This is a genomic window from Pseudoalteromonas nanhaiensis (genome assembly GCF_051235485.1).
GTDB classification, from domain to species: Bacteria; Pseudomonadota; Gammaproteobacteria; order Enterobacterales; family Alteromonadaceae; genus Pseudoalteromonas; species Pseudoalteromonas lipolytica_C.
The window spans coordinates 1-19,956 of record NZ_JBPNYQ010000034.1 but is presented as its reverse complement, the minus strand read 5'-3'; the positions used below and the strand labels follow the sequence as shown (position 1 = coordinate 19,956).

Annotated in this window: 12 protein-coding genes, 1 tRNA gene and 1 pseudogene; 13 read left to right on the top strand and 1 reads right to left on the bottom strand. The window is 43.3% G+C overall.

What is annotated here, in order from left to right:
• Positions 1-89 precede the first annotated feature (89 nt).
• Entirely contained in the window at positions 90-4,049 is a 3,960-nt protein-coding gene (locus tag ACSFVZ_RS19285; protein WP_435559443.1) for a hybrid sensor histidine kinase/response regulator transcription factor, read from the bottom strand.
• Positions 4,050-4,215: 166 nt separating this feature from the next.
• Between ACSFVZ_RS19285 and ACSFVZ_RS19280 the strand changes: the two genes are divergently transcribed.
• The 13 genes and pseudogenes from ACSFVZ_RS19280 to ACSFVZ_RS19220 all read left to right on the top strand — a co-directional run.
• Positions 4,216-4,292: transfer RNA gene (locus ACSFVZ_RS19280), tRNA-Trp, on the top strand.
• A 129-nt stretch (positions 4,293-4,421) separates the two neighbouring features.
• Entirely contained in the window at positions 4,422-4,799 is a 378-nt protein-coding gene (gene secE, locus ACSFVZ_RS19275) for a preprotein translocase subunit SecE (protein ID WP_135922811.1), read from the top strand.
• 4 nt (positions 4,800-4,803) lie between these two features.
• Positions 4,804-5,361, top strand: coding sequence for a transcription termination/antitermination protein NusG (gene nusG, locus ACSFVZ_RS19270; protein WP_036971577.1), 558 nt, complete (start codon positions 4,804-4,806; stop codon positions 5,359-5,361).
• Between the two features lie 214 nt (positions 5,362-5,575).
• The gene (gene rplK, locus ACSFVZ_RS19265; RefSeq protein ID WP_036971575.1) at positions 5,576-6,004 is read left to right on the top strand and encodes a 50S ribosomal protein L11; all 429 of its coding nucleotides are present in this window, start codon (positions 5,576-5,578) and stop codon (positions 6,002-6,004) included.
• Between the two features lie 4 nt (positions 6,005-6,008).
• Positions 6,009-6,713, top strand: coding sequence for a 50S ribosomal protein L1 (gene rplA / locus ACSFVZ_RS19260; RefSeq protein ID WP_135922810.1), 705 nt, complete (start codon positions 6,009-6,011; stop codon positions 6,711-6,713).
• Positions 6,714-7,034: 321 nt separating this feature from the next.
• On the top strand, positions 7,035-7,529 hold the full coding sequence (rplJ, locus tag ACSFVZ_RS19255; RefSeq protein ID WP_135922809.1) for a 50S ribosomal protein L10: 495 nt from the start codon (positions 7,035-7,037) through the stop codon (positions 7,527-7,529).
• 81 nt (positions 7,530-7,610) lie between these two features.
• Positions 7,611-7,973 carry a 50S ribosomal protein L7/L12 gene (gene rplL, locus ACSFVZ_RS19250; RefSeq protein WP_135922808.1) on the top strand — a complete coding sequence of 121 codons (363 nt, stop codon included), beginning with the start codon at positions 7,611-7,613 and terminating at the stop codon, positions 7,971-7,973.
• Positions 7,974-8,245: 272 nt separating this feature from the next.
• Positions 8,246-12,271 carry a DNA-directed RNA polymerase subunit beta gene (gene rpoB, locus ACSFVZ_RS19245; RefSeq protein ID WP_135922807.1) on the top strand — a complete coding sequence of 1,342 codons (4,026 nt, stop codon included), beginning with the start codon at positions 8,246-8,248 and terminating at the stop codon, positions 12,269-12,271.
• A gap of 97 nt (positions 12,272-12,368) precedes the next feature.
• Positions 12,369-16,541 (top strand): DNA-directed RNA polymerase subunit beta', encoded by a 4,173-nt coding sequence (gene rpoC / locus ACSFVZ_RS19240; protein ID WP_135922806.1) that lies wholly within the window; start codon positions 12,369-12,371, stop codon positions 16,539-16,541.
• Between the two features lie 193 nt (positions 16,542-16,734).
• The gene (rpsL, locus tag ACSFVZ_RS19235; RefSeq protein WP_002958885.1) at positions 16,735-17,109 is read left to right on the top strand and encodes a 30S ribosomal protein S12; all 375 of its coding nucleotides are present in this window, start codon (positions 16,735-16,737) and stop codon (positions 17,107-17,109) included.
• Positions 17,110-17,206: 97 nt separating this feature from the next.
• Positions 17,207-17,677: a 30S ribosomal protein S7 gene (gene rpsG, locus ACSFVZ_RS19230; RefSeq protein ID WP_054554834.1), complete on the top strand. Its 471-nt coding sequence runs from the start codon at positions 17,207-17,209 to the stop codon at positions 17,675-17,677.
• A gap of 27 nt (positions 17,678-17,704) precedes the next feature.
• Positions 17,705-19,819, top strand: coding sequence for an elongation factor G (fusA, locus tag ACSFVZ_RS19225; RefSeq protein ID WP_135922805.1), 2,115 nt, complete (start codon positions 17,705-17,707; stop codon positions 19,817-19,819).
• Between the two features lie 60 nt (positions 19,820-19,879).
• Positions 19,880-19,956, top strand: a pseudogene (locus ACSFVZ_RS19220) (GTP-binding protein); the annotation flags it as partial.

Genomic DNA, 19,956 nt, shown 5'->3' with positions numbered 1-19,956 from the left:
TGGCTAACAACAATGTGTGAGCTGTTTGAATTTTTATGGATATAAAGTAGGTAAATCAGTGGCTTGTTAATAGTACTCAGACGAAAACTTTATTCACTGACGCGAAAATCTGCTTGTTTTGTATATTTTTCTCGGTATTGCTTTGGTGAGATCCCATATTGCACTTTGAAGCTTCTTGCGAAGTAGCTTTGTGAACTAAAACCGTTATTTTGGGCAACTTGACCTATTGAGTATGAGCTATTAATAAGCTGTTTTGCTGCTAGTTCAATGCGTGTATTACGTAAATAATCTGAAGGAGTGAGGGAGTAGAGTGATTTCATCTTCAGCTGTAATGCGCGAGCACTCATACACATTGCTGCGGCAAGCTGTTCAACTGAAAATCCTTCATCTTGATAGTGGGCTAACACCACTTGCTTGAGTTTTTCAGTAAAGCAGTAGTCTTTGTTTTGCACTACCATGGTCTCTGTGGGGCTCGTTGCTATGGGGGCGGCTAGTTGTGCAGTTAAGTGTTGATTTAATAGCTGGCGTAAACTTATCAGACTTTTAACGCGGCTGATCAAAAGAGTCGGTTCGAAAGGCTTACTCAAATAGTCATCAGCTAACAAGTCAAGCCCTTTTAAGCGGCTTTGCGTATCTGCTTTTGCAGATAAAAGTAACACTGGGACATGACTGGTGGCAGGATTTTCACGTAGTTTAGCCAGTAGCTGATAACCATCCATAACTGGCATCATCACATCACTAATAATGAGATCTGGTAATTCATCTTGGCAAAGGGAAATCGCGTGTTGGCCATCAGCAGCACAAAGACAGTTAAATTCTTGATTAAATAAGCTGAGCAGTAGCTGTGTCATATCATGATTGTCTTCAACAATGAGAAGGGTTTGTTTAGCACTGCGATGTTCTAAGGTCGTTTTGCTCTGGTTGGTGTTCATAAGAACCGGCAATGAAACACTAAAGCAGCTACCTTTACCTATCTCGCTGTGAAGTGTTATTTCTCCTCCATATGCTTCCACAAGTTGTTTTACTAATGTTAGGCCGATACCACTGCCTGATTCGATTGACGCTACACGTGTAAAGCGCTTAAAAACCTGATGCTGATCCTCAACAGCAATACCTATTCCTGTGTCGGTTATATTTATTATGGCTTGTTGCTGATTAACCGTTAGGCTTACGCTGACACTGCCACCTTCAGGAGTGTACTTTAAGGCGTTATTGATTAAGTTACTAAAAATAGAATGGGCGTGATTAGGTGCAATATTAGTCGCACATAATAAATGATCATTATCTTGAAAACTAAACTGTAAGTTTTTTTGCGCAAATAGCGGGGCGAAGTCTTGCGTAAGCTCGGTTAAAAAACGTGCTAATGAATATGGAGAAACAGTGTACACAGCAGTACTTGGTCGTTTGCTTAATTGCAGTAATTGATTAATAAGTTCAAGTAACCGTTGGCTGTTGCGTTTAATACTCGCAAGGTGTGTTTGTGATTGCGTGTCCTGATGTTGCTGTTGCAACTGACTGACAGGGGCAAGGATTAAACTCAGGGGCGTTTTTAGCTCATGACTAATGTTATCTAAGAATTGATCTTTTAATTTGTTTAACGCCACTTCTTTTTGTTTGTCTTGCTCAGCTAGTTTGCGTTTGTAAATTGCATTTAATAGTGACCAAGCCACACTCAATACGGCAAGAAAATAAACCACGTATGCAATGGGGCTTTGCCACCAGGGCGGCACAACGGTCAGTGCTAATAAAGACTTGGTTTGACTCCATTGTCCATACTGATCTTTTGCTTTAATTAGTAGTTCATATTGCCCAGCAGGGAGTTGTGGATAATTGACTTGGCGAAGACTTGCGTCTGTATAGAGAAACTGCTCATCAAAACCTGCTAATTTATAGCCATATTGATAATGGTTTGGGCTTGCTGGATTTTGTAGAGCGCTAAACTTAAACCCGATGACTCCAGATGATTGCGGCAGAGAAAGCGTGTTAGTGGCATTTATAAGCAAATCAGATTGCTGATCAAAGTAACGCGTCTCAATCGCTTGGTTGTTGAGCAGCAACTCAGTTAAAACTGGGGTAGGTGGCGTATGAGTTAAATCTAACTGCTCAGGATAAAAGTGGTTAAAGCCATTGATGCCACCAAAATAGAGTTCGCCATCAGCAGCTTGAAAGCTCGCGCCGAGGATAAAAGATTGATGCTGAATACCTTGTTCGGGTAAAAATTGCTGTATTTTGCTGGTATGCGGTTGATAGCGGGATAAGCCACCATTTGTAGCAAGCCAAAGGTAACCCTGTTTATCAGCTAAAATATCAAAAATATTGTCATTTGCCAGACCATGTTGCTCTGTTATGTGCTTAACGGCAAAGGTCTGTTTGTCGACTTTATTTAGCCCTTGCATAGTGCCAACCCAAATAGTGTTTTTATTATCCAGTAATAAAGAGGTGACCATATTATGGCTGAGCGCATTTTGTTCTACTGAAGAAGAACGATCATTAAGGAGTGTAAAGTGCTCTGTGTCTATATCTAACTTGTTGAGTCCAGCACGCGTGCCTATCCAAAGCGCATTGTCATCATGATCATAAGCGAGTGTAAAAACAGTGTTGTTAGCTAGGCTGTTACGAGTAGGGTCATGTTGGAAGTGGCGGACACTTCCTGTGCTCGGGTCAAAGCGGGTAAGACCTTGGTTGCTGCCAAGCCAAAGTATATCGTTACCGTCACTCGCAATTGCGTAGACACGATTACTGCTTAACTGATGACTCTGCATCGAGAAGACCGCAAAGTCATCGCTGTCTTGTTGGTATTTAAGTAACCCGCCACCATAGGTTCCTACCCATAATTGCTGTTTATTATCTTCGTGTAGAGCAAAAATATTACTATTAGGGAGTTGAGACTTATAGTTTTTATAGCCATTTTCAGTTAGTAGGTTAAGTCCGTCGCGAGTACCTACCCACAACTGGCCATTGCTGCGTTTGATAATAGCGCGAATAAAGTTGTGGCTAAGAGAATCAGCGTTGAGAGTTTTTGTTTGATGAGAAAATTGCTGTTGAGAAGGATTGTAGCGCTGCACCCCAAAGCCATCACTACCAATCCATATAATGCCTTGAGGATCTTGATAAACTGACAATAAATAATCACTTTTCAACGAGTTTGTCAGTTGTGCGTCATGTCGATATTGCACTATATCCTGATGAATATTTTTGTCTGCTTCAAGAAAATAAATACCTTTTCCATAACTTGTGATCCAAAGATTATTAGTGCTATCAATTAAACTATCAGTGATCCAGACACCATTAAATTGTGCAATCTCATTGGTCGTGTCGTTTTTTGGCTCGAGCAGGTATAAGCCGTGTTTAGCGCCTACCAAAAGTTGCTGGTTTGCTAAAAGGTTAATGTGCCATAGTGCCGAGGTGATAGTGGCATGCTGTTCAAACTGTTTTGTAACACTATTGAACTTTATTAAGCCATGGCTGGTGGCAAGCCACAACTGGTTATTGCTTGTAACTATATCGCGAATAACAATATTTGGATTACCTGAGAGCTTGATTTGGAAATGTTCAACCTGCTGTTTAGGTAAATTAAACATCGTTAATTTACCTTGTTCATGGCCAAGCCACAGGTTGTCGAACTTATCAAACGCCATTGACCAGATTTTATCATCGCTAAGCGGCAGCAGTGAGCTGGACGAAGTATATGTGCTGAATTGCCCTGTTGTTGTATCTAAGCGGTTTAATCCTTTACTTGCAGTAGCAAACCAAAGCTGATTATTTTCATCTTGTAGACATGCGGTGACCCAATTACCTGAAATACTTCCTTTTAAGCCCGTTGCTTTAAAACGCTTAAATTCGTAACCATCAAATCGATTTAAACCACCTTGGGTTGCAAACCACGTGAACCCTTGTGCATCGTTGATACTACAATTGATGGAGTTTTGGCTTAGCCCTTGTTGACTATCGAAGCTACTTAAATGCAGAGGACGAGCGCTGACTGAGTAACAAATCAGTAGCGTAATAGAGCAAAAAAAACGAAATAATAGGCTATGTTGAGCAGTCAAATTGAACGTCCATTTATTGTAATTGTTCCTATATCGGGTTGATGATAAACTGCTTTTTAATCAATGTTAATATTGATTTTTAATTCAGCAGGTGAGAATTTAACTTATGGGTATCTTTTACACTTGTGTTAATGAATTGCGTAAGTATAATAGGCATCCACTTTGCAGGGGCGTAGTTCCAATTGGTAGAACAGCGGTCTCCAAAACCGACGGTTGGGAGTTCGAATCTCTCCGCCCCTGCCACTTTTACACAATGTGTGAAGTCTGAAATTAAAAATCGGTTTAAACAAGTCTGTTTTTAAGTTTAGATTTTAATGGATTAACCCTGCCAGTGCGCAGGGTTGTTGTGTCTGTAGTTAAGGTAAAAATATTATGAGCACGAATGTAGAAACTCCATCGAATGCGATGGATTCAGTAAAGTGGATTGTAGCTATTGCGCTACTAGCAGGCGCAGTCGTTGGTAACCACATGTATGCAGACCAATCTGTATTATTACGTGCTATTGGTGTAGTGGTTGCTGTTGCAGCGGGTTTAGGCATTGCCTCACTAACTGAAAAAGGTCGTACTTTTATTGCATTTGCAAAAGAAGCACGTATCGAAGTACGTAAAGTTGTGTGGCCAACACGCCAAGAAACAACACATACGACATTAATTGTAATGGTTGCAACTGTGATTATGGCACTTATCCTTTGGGGATTAGATGGCATTTTATTCCGCGCAGTAGGCTTTTTAACTGGATTGGAGATCTAATCCCATGTCGGATGAGAAGAACGAAAAGAAACTACGTTGGTACGTAGTACAAGCTTTCTCTGGTTATGAGAAGCGTGTAGCACAAACCATTCTTGAGCATATCAAGATCGAAGGTTTGGAAGATAGTTTTGGTGAAGTATTAGTACCAACTGAAGAAGTTGTTGAGATGCGTGCAGGTCAAAAGCGCAAATCTGAGCGTAAATTCTTCCCAGGTTACGTACTAGTTCAAATGGACATGAACGATGCAAGCTGGCACTTAGTAAATAGCACTGCACGTGTTATGGGCTTCATTGGTGGTACGTCTGATCGTCCTGCGCCAATTAGCCAAAAAGAAGCTGACCGCATCTTAAACCGTCTTCAAGAAAACTCAGAAGCACCTAAGCCGGCTACATTATTTGAGCCAGGTGAAGTTGTTCGTGTTATCGATGGTCCATTTGCAGACTTCAGCGGTGTTGTTGAAGAAGTGGATTACGAAAAGAGCCGCGTAAAAGTGTCTGTGCTTATCTTCGGTCGTTCGACACCTGTTGAGCTTGAGTTTGGTCAAGTTGAACAAGACAAGTAAGTAAAAAATTAAAGCTGCCAAAATCGTTTAATATTTTGGCAATAAGCTTGAAAAAGGCCGCTGATTAACTTATAATCAGCGGCCTTTTTGTGTTAGGGCAAGTTGCGACTTGTTTTTATCACGAAAAGTGAGAACCAATTTTTAAACTGGGAAGCCGTTAGAGTACGCGTCCTCGCGCGCACAAGGCTATGACCCACCAAATGAGGTATTTATTATGGCTAAAAAAGTTGAAGCTATTATCAAGCTACAAGTTGCCGCTGGTATGGCTAACCCTAGTCCTCCAGTAGGTCCAGCACTAGGTCAACACGGTGTAAACATCATGGAATTCTGTAAAGCGTTCAACGCACGTACAGAGTCTATCGAAAAAGGCGCTCCAGTTCCTGTAGTGATCTCTGTTTACGGTGACCGTTCTTTCACGTTCGAAATGAAAACTCCACCGGCTGCTTACTTACTTAAGAAAGCTGCAGGCATCAAATCAGGCTCAGGCCGTCCTAACACTGAAAAAGTGGGTACAGTTACACGTGCTCAACTTGAAGAAATCGTTGAGACAAAACGACCTGACCTTACAGCGGCTGATATGGACGCTGCGGTTCGCACTATCGCAGGTTCTGCGCGTGCGATGGGCTTGAACGTAGAGGACTAAGATAATGGCAAAATTAACTAAACGTATGCGTACAATCCGCGAAAAAGTGGATGCGACTAAAGATTACGAAATCAATGAAGCAGTTGCTCTTTTAAAAGAGTTAGCGACAGCTAAATTCGTAGAAAGTGTTGACGTTGCTGTTAACCTTGGTATCGATGCTCGTAAATCTGACCAAAACGTTCGTGGTGCTACTGTACTACCTAACGGTACTGGTCGTGAAGTTCGTGTTGCTGTATTCACACAAGGCGCTAACGCAGACGCTGCGAAAGAAGCTGGTGCTGAATTAGTGGGCATGGAAGATCTTGCTGATCTAGTTAAGAAAGGCGAGATGAACTTTGACGTTGTTGTTGCATCTCCAGACGCTATGCGTGTTGTTGGTCAACTAGGTCAAATCTTAGGTCCACGTGGTCTAATGCCAAACCCTAAAACTGGTACTGTAACGCCTAACGTTGCAGAAGCAGTTAAAAACGCGAAAGCAGGTCAAGTTCGTTACCGTAACGACAAGAACGGTATCATCCATACTACTATCGGTAAGGTTGATTTCACTGCTGAGCAACTTCAACAAAACCTTGAAGCTCTTATTGTTGCGCTTAAGAAGGCTAAACCTTCTCAAGCAAAAGGTACTTACGTGAAGAAAGTAACTATCTCTACAACAATGGGCGCAGGTGTTGCTGTTGACCAAAACTCACTAAGCACGACTGTTGCTTAATTAAGAGTTTACATGGCGTGAAATTTGAACTATAATTTTGCGCCATTTTGTTGAGAAAGTTAATTTCAAAACAAGTAAAGAATTCGGGTTGAAGTCCATAATTTCGTAATGCCTTCGGGTAAAAACGATAAATTGGGCTTCCGTCCAAGACCGTAGGCGGCCCTAGGCCTTAATCATTTTACCTACGTAGACGGTGTGAATCCCCAGATAGATTTTTCCTAATCTTCTGGCTCTCGCCGTAAAAAGCATCTCCATCATTGATGGGGAAGAGTAGAACAGGGAAGCCAATATCGGCGACCCATTAAACCAGGAGTAACACCCATGGCTTTAAATCTTCAAGGCAAAAAAGCAATTGTTGCTGAAGTCAACGAAGCAGCCACTGGTGCTCTTTCTGCAGTTGTTGCAGATTCTCGTGGTGTAACAGTTGGTGCTATCACTGCCCTTCGTAAAGAAGCTCGTGAAGCTGGTGTATGGATGAAAGTTGTTCGTAACACTCTAGCTAAACGTGCTGTTGAAGGTACAGATTTTGAGTGCCTTTCTGACTCATTTGTTGGTCCAAGCTTAATCGCTTTCTCTTCAGAGCACCCTGGTGCTGCTGCGCGTATCTTCTCAGATTTCGCGAAGAAGAACGAGAAATTCGAAGTTAAGACGGCTGCATTTGAAGGTAACGTAGTAGACGCAGCTATGCTAGCAACTCTACCTACTTACGACGAAGCTGTTGCACGCTTAATGAGCGCTATGAAAGAAGCGTCTGCAGGTAAATTGTGTAAAACAATTGAAGCAGTACGTGTACAGAAAGAAGAGCAAGCTGCTTAATTTTAAGCTGTTTTTTTGTTCACTTTCGGTGTAATATTTTTTTTGGACTAAAATTAGTCCGTAATAATTAGGAAATTTGTAATGTCTGTAACTAAAGACCAAATCCTTGATGCTATTGCTGAAATGTCAGTAATGGACGTTGTTGCTCTAGTTGAAGCAATGGAAGAAAAATTCGGCGTAACTGCAGCTGCTGCTGTTGTTGCTGGTCCAGCTGCTGAAGCTGCTGAAGAGAAGACTGAGTTCGACGTAATCCTTGCTGGCGCTGGCGCTAACAAGGTTGCAGCTATCAAAGCTGTACGTGGTGCAACTGGTCTTGGCCTTAAAGAAGCTAAAGCACTTGTTGAATCAGCTCCTGCACCTATCAAAGAAGGTGTATCTAAAGAAGAAGCTGAAGCACTTAAGAAAGATCTTGAAGAAGCTGGTGCTGAAGTTGAGATCAAGTAATCTAGCTTACGCTAGGTTCGCTGCCTGAGAAATCAGGCAAGGGCTGGTGATTATTTAATCACCGGCCTTTTTGCGCTATAGAGCGACACAATCCTGTAGCGCAAATAAAATCTAATTTTCTCTTTACTTTCAAGTTGTTACCTCTTTTGGTGTTGAAAGTGGCAGAGCAAAATAGAACAACAATTTAATGTTGTACATCTTGGCATAGATGCCAGTTAAGTCTGTTCTTACAAGAACAGGTCGGGTCAAAGATCAGCAAGCTGAGGAACCCCATGGCTTACTCTTATTCTGAAAAGAAACGTATCCGTAAGGATTTTGGTAAACGTCCACAAGTTTTGGATATACCTTTCTTACTGTCGACGCAGTTAGAATCGTTTAAAAAATTCTTAGTCCCTGACGCTGATGGCGATCACGGTTTGGAAGCTGCTTTCCGTTCTGTGTTTCCGATCAAAAGCTACTCGGGAAATTCTGAGCTTCAATACGTAAGTTATCGTATTGGTGAGCCAGTATTCGATGTAAAAGAATGTCAAATTCGCGGTGTGACTTATTCTGCTCCACTTCGCGTAAAATTGCGTCTTGTGGTGATGGACAAAGAAGCACCAGGCACAGTTAAAGACATTAAAGAGCAAGAAGTTTACATGGGCGAAATTCCGCTCATGACTGATACCGGTACCTTTGTAATCAATGGTACAGAGCGTGTTATCGTTTCTCAGCTACACCGTAGCCCTGGTGTATTCTTTGATAACGACCGCGGTAAAACTCACTCGTCAGGTAAAGTACTTTATAACGCGCGTGTAATTCCTTACCGTGGTTCATGGTTAGACTTCGAGTTTGATGCAAAAGATAACCTATATGTACGTATTGACCGTCGTCGTAAATTACCGGCGTCTATCATCTTACGTGCACTAGAGTTCTCTACAGAAGAAATCCTAGATATCTTCTTTGATACTACTGCGTTTGAAGTTACTGACGGTAAAGTTCTTATGGAACTTGTACCTTCACGTTTACGTGGTGAAACTGCCGCTTTTGATATCAAGAGCGATGACGGTGAAGTCCTTGTTGAAGCGGGTCGTCGTATTACTGCGCGTCACATCAAGAACATCGAGAAAAAAGGTATTAACCAATTAGAAGTACCTCATGAGTACATCATTGGTCGTGTTGTAGCTAGAAACTACGTTGACGAGTCAACGGGTGAGATCATCGCAAATGCGAATGACGAGCTATCACTTGAGCTAATGGCTGAATTGGTTAAAGCAGGTCACACTAAGATTGATACATTATATATCAACGAAGTGGACAGCGGCGCCTACATGTCAGATACATTACGTATCGACACAACAAGCAACCGTTTAGAAGCATTAGTAGAAATTTATCGCATGATGCGCCCAGGCGAGCCACCGACGAAAGACGCGGCTGAAGCCTTATTTGATAACTTGTTCTTCTCTGAAGAGCGTTACGATTTATCAACAGTTGGTCGTATGAAGTTCAATAGCCGTGTAGGTTATGACACTGATACAGGCCCTGGCACATTATCGAAAGAAGACATCGTAGCTGTTATGAAAGTGCTTATCGCTATTCGTAACGGTGTTGGCGATGTTGATGATATCGACCACTTAGGCAACCGTCGTATCCGTAGTGTTGGCGAAATGGCTGAGAACCAATTCCGCGTTGGTCTAGTACGTGTTGAGCGTGCTGTACGTGAGCGTTTAAGCTTAGGTGACCTTGACGCTGTAATGCCACAAGATCTAATTAACGCTAAGCCAATCTCGGCAGCGGTTAAAGAGTTCTTCGGTTCATCTCAGTTATCACAGTTCATGGACCAAAATAACCCGCTTTCAGAAGTAACGCACAAGCGTCGTATTTCTGCATTAGGCCCGGGTGGTTTAACACGTGAACGCGCTGGCTTCGAAGTTCGAGACGTTCACGTAACTCACTATGGTCGTGTATGTCCAATCGAAACGCCTGAGGGTCCAAACATCGGTCTAATTAACTCATTGTCTACGTACGCACGTACAAATGACTATGGTTTCTTAGAAACACCTTACCGTAAAGTGGTAAATGGTGTAGTTACTGATGAAGTAGATTACTTATCAGCCATTGAAGAAGGTCAGTTTGTTATCGCTCAGGCGAACTCAAACTTGAACGAAAACAATGAGTTTGTTGATGAACTAATTCCATGTCGTCACAAAGGTGAATCAACCTTTATGGGCAAAATGGATCAGCAATATATGGACGTATCACCACAACAGGTGATCTCTGTAGCGGCAGCACTTATCCCGTTCCTAGAACACGATGATGCTAACCGTGCATTGATGGGTTCAAACATGCAACGTCAAGCAGTACCAACACTTATCGCGGACAAGCCGCTGGTAGGTACAGGTATTGAGCTTACACTAGCAAAAGACTCTGGTGTAACTATCGTTGCTAAGCGTGGTGGTGAAGTAATGTATGCGGATGCAAGCCGCATCGTTGTAAATGTACATGAAGATGAGCGTATTCCAGGTGAAGCGGGCATCGATATTTACAACCTTACTAAGTACACACGCTCAAACCAAAATACATGTATTAACCAAAAGCCAACTTGTATGGTTGGTGAGCCGGTAACACGTGGTGACGTATTAGCAGATGGTCCTTCGACTGACTTAGGTGACTTAGCACTTGGTCAAAACCTTCGCGTGGCATTCATGCCATGGAACGGTTATAACTTCGAGGATTCAATCCTACTATCTGAGCGCGTAGTTCAAGAAGATCGTCTAACGACTATCCACATTCAAGAACTACAATGTATCGCACGTGATACTAAATTAGGTCCAGAAGAGATCACAGCAGATATCCCTAACGTAGGTGAATCTGCACTAGGCAAGCTTGATGAATCAGGCGTTGTTTATATCGGTGCTGAAGTTAAAGGCGGCGATATCCTAGTAGGTAAAGTGACTCCGAAAGGCGAAACGCAATTAACACCTGAAGAAAAGCTACTACGTGCTATCTTCGGTGAGAAAGCGTCAGACGTTAAAGACAGCTCTTTACGTGTACCAAACTCTGTAACTGGTACTGTAATCGACGTACAAGTTTTCACCCGTGACGGTGTTGAAAAAGATAAGCGTGCGTTAGAAGTTGAAGACATGCAGCTTCGCGAAGCGAAGAAAGACTTCAACGAAGAGTTCCGTATCTTAGAAGCTGGTGTATTAGACCGTGCTCGTAAGTTACTTATTGACGCAGGTCTGAGCGCAGATTCAATTGCATCACTAAATGCTGAAAAGCTGCTTACGCAAAGCCTTGCTGAAGAAGACAAGCAAGCTGAACTTGAGCAACTAGCTGCTCAGTACGATGAGCTTAAAGCTGAATACGATAAGAAGTTTGAAAACAAACGTCGTAAGATCACTCAAGGTGATGACTTAGCACCAGGCGTACTTAAGATTGTTAAAGTATACCTAGCTGTTAAACGTCGTATCCAACCGGGTGATAAGATGGCGGGTCGTCACGGTAACAAAGGTGTTATCTCGACTATCGTACCAGTAGAAGATATGCCATACGATGACAAAGGTCGTACGGTAGACATCGTTCTGAACCCGCTAGGTGTACCATCACGTATGAACATCGGTCAGATCCTAGAAACACATATGGGTCTTGCTGCACGTGGTGTGGGTGAGCGCTTAGAAGAAATGATGAAAGAGCAGCGTGAACTGCACGAAATCCGTAGCTTCGTTAAGAAAGTTTACGAATTAGGTGATTGTCGTCAGAAAGTTGATATTGACTCGTTCTCTGATGATGAAGTTCGTCGCTTAGCTGAAAACTTGAAAGGTGGTTTACCGATCGCAACTCCAGCCTTTGATGGTGCTCGTGAAAGCGAGATCAAAGACTTACTAGAGCTTGGTGGTTATCCAAGAAGCGGTCAAGTTACACTTTATGATGGCCGTACTGGCGATCAGTTTGAACGTCAAGTAACTGTTGGTTACATGTACATGCTGAAACTTAACCACTTGGTTGATGACAAGATGCACGCACGTTCAACTGGTTCTTATAGCCTTGTTACTCAGCAGCCGCTGGGTGGTAAAGCTCAGTTCGGTGGCCAGCGTTTCGGTGAGATGGAGGTGTGGGCACTAGAAGCATACGGTGCTGCATATACTCTACAAGAAATGCTAACAGTGAAATCGGATGACGTGAACGGTCGTACTAAGATGTATAAGAACATCGTAGATGGTAACCATAAGATGGAACCAGGTATGCCAGAATCGTTCAACGTATTGTTGAAAGAAATCCGCTCACTGGGTATCAACATCGAGTTGGAAGAAAATTAAGCCATTTAGGTGCGGCGTAAGCCGCACCTGTTAGGCCGAATAGAATGTAGGGGCGATTGGTTCGCCCTCAAGATTAACCTCCGACAGGAGAGCTAAGGTGAAAGACTTACTTAAGTTTCTGAAGCAACAAAATAAGACCGAAGAATTCGATGCAATTCGCATTGGTCTTGCTTCGCCAGATATGGTTCGTTCATGGTCATACGGTGAAGTAAAGAAACCTGAGACAATCAACTACCGTACTTTCAAGCCTGAGCGCGACGGCTTATTCTGTGCCCGTATCTTCGGCCCAGTGAAAGATTATGAGTGTTTATGTGGTAAATATAAGCGCCTTAAGCACCGTGGTGTTATTTGTGAAAAGTGTGGCGTTGAAGTAACGCTGACTAAAGTGCGTCGTGACCGTATGGGTCATATTGAGCTTGCTAGCCCAGTTGCGCACATTTGGTTCTTAAAATCATTACCGTCACGTATCGGCTTAATGCTAGACATGACACTTCGTGACATCGAGCGCGTACTTTACTTCGAATCATTCGTAGTAACTGAGCCTGGTATGACAACGCTTGAGCGTGGTCAGCTTTTAGGTGAAGAAGAGTACCTAGATGCACTTGAAGAGCACGGTGATGAGTTTGAAGCGAAGATGGGTGCTGAAGCAGTATTAGACTTGCTTCGTGAACTTGATCTTGGCCAATTAATTGCTGAAATGCGTGAAGAGTTACCAACAATTAACTCTGAAACTAAGCGTAAGAAGATCACTAAACGTCTTAAATTAATGGAATCTTTCCACCAATCAGGTAACAACCCTGAGTGGATGATCATGACTGTACTTCCAGTACTTCCACCTGATCTACGTCCATTAGTACCACTAGACGGTGGTCGTTTTGCGACTTCTGATCTGAATGACCTTTACCGTCGTGTTATTAACCGTAATAACCGTCTTAAGCGTCTATTAGATCTAGCAGCACCAGACATTATCGTACGCAACGAAAAACGTATGTTACAAGAAGCGGTAGATGCGCTACTTGATAACGGTCGTCGCGGTCGTGCGATCACAGGTTCTAACAAACGTCCTCTTAAATCGCTTGCTGATATGATCAAAGGTAAGCAAGGTCGTTTCCGTCAGAACTTACTTGGTAAACGTGTAGATTACTCTGGCCGTTCTGTAATCACAGTAGGTCCTACGCTTAAACTACACCAGTGTGGTCTTCCTAAGAAGATGGCACTTGAGCTATTCAAACCATTTATCTATGGCAAACTAGAGCGTCGCGGCATGGCTACGACTATCAAAGCTGCTAAGAAGATGGTTGAGCGTGAAGTGGCAGAAGTATGGGATGTATTAGACGAAGTAATTCGTGAACATCCGGTATTACTTAACCGTGCACCAACACTTCACCGTTTGGGTATCCAAGCGTTCGAACCTGTGCTTATCGAAGGTAAAGCGATCCATTTACACCCATTAGTTTGTGCGGCGTACAACGCTGACTTCGATGGTGACCAAATGGCGGTTCACGTACCGTTAACGCTTGAAGCACAGTTAGAAGCACGTGCTCTAATGATGTCTACAAACAACATCCTATCTCCAGCGAATGGTGAGCCAATCATCGTTCCTTCACAGGACGTTGTATTAGGTCTTTACTACATGACGCGTGATCGCATCAATGCGAAAGGCGAAGGTACTGTATTTAAAGATCCTAAAGAAGCTGAAAAAGCATACCGCAGCGGTAACGCTGAGTTACATGCACGCGTAAAAGTACGTATCAGCGAGACTATTAGCTCTGAAGATGGTGATGCAGTTGAGCAAGTATCTATTGTTGAAACAACAGTAGGTCGTGCGATTCTTTCACTAATCCTACCTAAAGGCATGCCGTTTGAGTTAATCAACCAAGCCCTAGGTAAGAAACAAATTTCTGGCTTATTAAACGAGTGTTACCGTCGTCTAGGTCTTAAAGATACTGTTATCTTTGCTGACCAAGTAATGTACACCGGTTTCCACTACGCAATGAAGTCAGGTGTTTCAATCGGTATCGATGACTTAGTTATCCCACCGGTTAAAGCAGAAATCATTGAATCAGCGGAAGCTGAAGTAACTGAAATCAACCAACAATTCCAATCAGGTCTTGTAACGGCTGGTGAAAAGTACAATAAAGTTATCGATATCTGGTCACGTGTAAATGAAAACTTATCACGTGAGATGATGGCGAACTTATCAAAAGACACTGTAATCAACGCGAAAGGCGAAGAAGAAGAGCAATCTTCATTCAACTCAGTGTTTATGATGGCAGACTCAGGTGCACGTGGTAGCGCCGCTCAGATCCGTCAGTTAGCGGGTATGCGTGGTCTAATGGCACGTCCAGATGGTTCAATCATCGAGACACCAATCACGGCGAACTTCCGTGAAGGTCTAAACGTACTACAGTACTTCATCTCGACGCACGGTGCGCGTAAAGGTCTTGCCGATACAGCACTTAAAACAGCAAACTCGGGTTACTTAACGCGTCGTCTAGTAGACGTTGCGCAAGACTTAGTAATCAACGAAGACGATTGTGGCACAGAAGATGGCTTAACAATGAAACCACTTATCGAAGGTGGTGACGTTGTAGAAGCACTTCGCGAACGTGTTCTTGGTCGTGTTGTTGCTGAAGATGTATTAATCCCTGGTACAAACGAAGTACTTGTTGAGCGTAACATCATGCTTGACGAAAAACTGTGTGACCTTTTAGAAGAGCACTCAGTGGATGAAGTACGCGTTCGTTCAGTAATCACTTGTGATAATGACTTTGGTGTATGTGCTAAGTGTTACGGTCGTGACCTTGCGCGTGGCCACATCATCAACCCAGGTGAGTCAGTAGGTGTTATCGCGGCACAATCAATCGGTGAGCCGGGTACACAGCTTACGATGCGTACCTTCCACATCGGTGGTGCGGCATCTCGAGCGTCTGCTGAAAACAGTGTACAAGTTAAAACTAACGGTACATTGAAGTTACACAATGCGAAGTACGTATTAAACACAGACGGTAAGATTGTTATCACGTCTCGTTCAACAGAGATCACTATCATTGATAGCTTTGGTCGTGAGAAAGAGCGTTATAAAGTTCCTTACGGTGCGGTGTTAACGGTACAAGATAATGCAGAAGTTCAAGGTAACGATATCGTTGCAACTTGGGATCCGCATAGTCACCCAATCGTTCTTGAGCACAAGTCAAAAATCTCGTTCAGCGACATTGATGACTCGAATACCGAAGCACAAACAGACGAGTTAACTGGTTTAACACGTGTGGTTGTTAAAGACTTAGGTAAAGCGAATGCGAAAGAACCTAAACTAATCATCGAAAGCGATGAGCGTGGTCTGCAAGAAACACGTCTACCTTCATTCACAACGATTGAAGTAACAGACGGTGCAACTGCAAACCCAGGTGACGTACTTGCACGTATTCCGCAAGAAGGTTCGAAAACTCGTGACATCACGGGTGGTCTACCTCGCGTAGCTGACTTATTCGAAGCACGTAAACCGAAAGATCCTGCAATCCTTGCAGAAATCACAGGTACTATTAGCTTCGGTAAAGAAACTAAAGGTAAGAAGCGTCTTGTAATCACTCCAGCTGAGGGTGACGCATACGAAGAGATGATCCCTAAATGGCGTCAACTTAACGTGTTCGAAGGTGAGCAAGTGTCTAAAGGTGAGGTTATCGCCGATGGTCCAGAATCACCACATGACATCTTACGCCTACGTGGTGTAACTCATGTAGCTAACTACATCGTTAACGAAGTGCAAGAGGTTTACCGCTTGCAAGGCGTTAAGATCAATGACAAGCACATTGAGACAATTATTCGTCAGATGCTACGTAAATGTATCATCCTTGACGGCGGTGACACTGAGTTCTTAGCCGGTGAACAAGTTGAAGTGGCACGCGTAAATATCGCGAACCGTGAGCTTGAAAAGCAAGGCAAGATCCCAGCTAAATTTGAAATCCAATTAATGGGTATCACTAAAGCGTCACTTGCAACCGAATCTTTCATCTCAGCAGCGTCATTCCAGGAGACAACACGTGTCCTAACTGAAGCAGCTGTAAATGGTAAGAGCGATGAGCTTCGTGGTCTTAAAGAGAACGTAATCGTGGGTCGTCTGATCCCAGCTGGTACAGGCTTTGCGTATCACCAAGACCGTTTGAACCGTCGCAAGCAAGGTGAAATCGTTGAAGAGCAAACAGTAAGCGCTGAAGAGGCAACTCAAGCACTAACTGATGCACTTAACGCAGATATCTCTGGAAACCAATAATCTCAACTTAATCAATGGATTAAGAAATCGTAAGGCAGTTATCTGCTGCCTTACGATGAGTTAAGGTTGACAGGTTAAACTTTGCTCATTAAAATTCCGCCACCCATTTGCCTGCACGTTTAGTAACGAGCATGTAAACAGGGCGGATTTTTTTATTTTTTCAGTAGTAATTTTAATTTCAGGAGCTATTTAAATGGCAACTATTAACCAGCTAGTGCGTAAGCCACGTCGTAGCAAGGTTACTAAAAGTAACTCAGCTGCGCTTAAAGCGTGTCCGCAAAAGCGTGGTGTATGTACTCGTGTATATACAACTACACCTAAGAAACCAAACTCTGCATTACGTAAAGTAGCGCGTGTTCGTTTAACAAACGGTTTCGAAGTAACATCTTACATCGGTGGTGAAGGCCACAACCTACAAGAGCACAGTGTAATCCTTATCCGTGGTGGTCGTGTTAAAGACTTACCAGGTGTGCGTTTCCACACTGTACGTGGTGCACTTGACTGTGCAGGCGTTAGCGACCGTCGTCAAGCTCGCTCTAAATACGGTGCTAAACGCCCTAAGGGCTAATGGTTCTCCGTTAGTAAGGCCAAGCACTAAATTTTTAAATTAATTGTTTTGGGTATTGACTCTAAAAGAGCAAACCTGAAGATACCGGAGATACAAAATGCCTAGAAGACGCGTAATAGGTCAACGTAAAATTCTTCCAGATCCTAAGTTCGGATCGGAACTTCTTGCTAAATTCGTTAACGTAGTAATGTTAGACGGCAAGAAATCTACTGCTGAAAAAATCGTTTATGGTGCGTTAGACGTGGCTGCTGAGAAATCAGGCAAGTCGCACCTAGAAATCTTTGAAGCTGCACTTGAAAACGTTCGCCCACAGGTAGAGGTTAAATCTCGCCGTGTTGGTGGTTCAACGTACCAAGTACCAGTTGAAGTACGTCCAGTACGTCGCAACGCATTAGGTATGCGTTGGTTAGTAGACGCTGCACGTAAGCGTGGCGAAAAATCTATGGGCTTACGTTTAGCTCAAGAAATCGTTGACGCTGCTGACAACAAAGGCACTGCGGTTAAGAAACGTGAAGACGTTCACCGTATGGCTGAAGCGAATAAAGCATTCGCTCATTACCGTTGGTAATCTGTCCTTAACCTTTAAGAGGATCATATGGCACGTACAACTCCACTTGAGCGCTATCGCAATATCGGTATTTGCGCTCACGTAGATGCAGGTAAAACCACAACAACAGAACGTGTTCTGTTCTACACAGGTCTTTCTCATAAGATCGGTGAAGTACATGATGGTGCTGCAACTATGGATTGGATGGAGCAGGAACAAGAGCGTGGTATCACAATCACTTCTGCTGCAACAACGTGTTTCTGGAAAGGGATGGACGCTCAATTTGACGACCATCGTATCAATATCATTGATACTCCAGGACACGTAGATTTCACTATCGAAGTAGAGCGTTCTTTACGCGTACTAGATGGTGCGGTAGTTGTTCTTTGTGCTTCATCTGGTGTACAGCCGCAAACTGAGACAGTTTGGCGTCAAGCGAACAAATACGAAGTTCCTCGCATGATCTTCGTAAATAAAATGGATCGCACTGGCGCTGACTTCTTAACAGTGGTTAGCCAGGTGAAATCTCGTCTTGGAGCAACGCCTGTTCCAATTCAGCTACCAATTGGTGCTGAAGACGACTTTAAAGGTGTTATTGACCTTATTAAGATGAAAGCCATTAACTGGAATGCCGAAGATCAAGGCATGACTTTCTCTTATGAGGCAATTCCGGCAGAACTTCTTGAGCTTGCAGAAGAATGGCGTTCTCACTTAGTTGAGAGCGCTGCTGAAGCCTCAGAAGAACTAATGGATAAATATCTAGAAGGTGAAGAACTGACTGAAGCTGAAATTAAAGCAGCTTTACGTCAGCGTACATTAGCAAACGAAATTGTTCCAATGACGTGTGGTAGTGCATTTAAAAATAAAGGTGTTCAAGCTGTGCTTGATGCTGTTATTGAATATATGCCTGCACCAACACAAGTGAAACAAATCCAAGGTATCTTAGAAGATGGTACCGAGGATGAACGTCCTGCTGATGACAACGCACCGTTTGCCGCACTTGCTTTTAAGATTGCGACAGACCCGTTCGTTGGCACCTTGACCTTCTTCCGTGTTTACTCTGGTACTGTTAAACAGGGTGACGCGGTATACAACCCAGTTAAAAGTAAGCGTGAGCGACTTGGTCGTATCGTTCAGATGCATTCAAACTCACGTGAAGAGATCAAAGTAGTCTACGCAGGCGACATCGCAGCGGCTATTGGTCTTAAAGACGTAACAACAGGTGAAACACTGTGTGATCCGAACTCAATCATTACGCTTGAGCGTATGGAGTTCCCAGAACCAGTTATCTCTGTTGCGGTTGAGCCTCGCACAATCGCTGACCAAGATAAGATGGGTATCGCGTTAGGTAAACTAGCGGCAGAAGATCCGTCTTTCAGAGTACAAACTGACGAAGAATCAGGCCAGACTATTATTTCTGGTATGGGTGAACTTCACCTTGATATCATTGTCGACCGTATGAAACGTGAATTCAGTGTTGAATGTAACGTTGGTAAGCCGCAGGTAGCATACCGTGAAGCTATCCGTTCAGCTGTTGAAGTTGAAGGGAAGTTCGTACGTCAATCAGGTGGTCGTGGTCAATATGGTCACGTCTGGCTTAAACTTGAACCGATGGATATTTCGGAAAATGATGCGCCAATTTACGAGTTCGTTAACGAAGTTGTTGGTGGTGCGGTTCCTAAAGAATACATCCCTGCGGTAGATAAAGGCATCCAAGAGCAAATGGCTCAAGGTGTGCTGGCAGGCTACCCATTACTTGGCGTTAAAGCGACTCTATTTGATGGTTCATTCCATGATGTAGACTCGAATGAGATGGCATTTAAGATTGCAGGTTCAATGGCGATGAAGAAAGGTGCGCTTGAAGCAAACCCAGCTCTTCTAGAACCAGTAATGAAGGTTGAAGTTATCACTCCTGAAGAAAACATGGGTGATGTAGTTGGTGACTTAAATCGTCGCCGCGGCATGATCGAAGGCATGGAAGAAGCATTCGGTGGTCTTAAGCAAATTAATGCGCAAGTCCCACTTTCTGAAATGTTTGGTTATGCAACTGATCTGCGATCTGCAACACAAGGCCGTGCATCTTACTCTATGGAGTTTTTGAAGTATGCAGAAGCCGCTAAGAACGTTGCAGATGCAATAATTGCAGCTCGCGCTGTTATATGATTTAGCTTGTCTGGCCCAATAGTGGGTCAGGCGTTAATTTCTTTATAGGAATTTTTTAAGATGGCAAAAGAAAAGTTTGAACGCGTAAAACCGCACGTAAACGTTGGTACAATCGGCCACGTTGACCACGGTAAAAC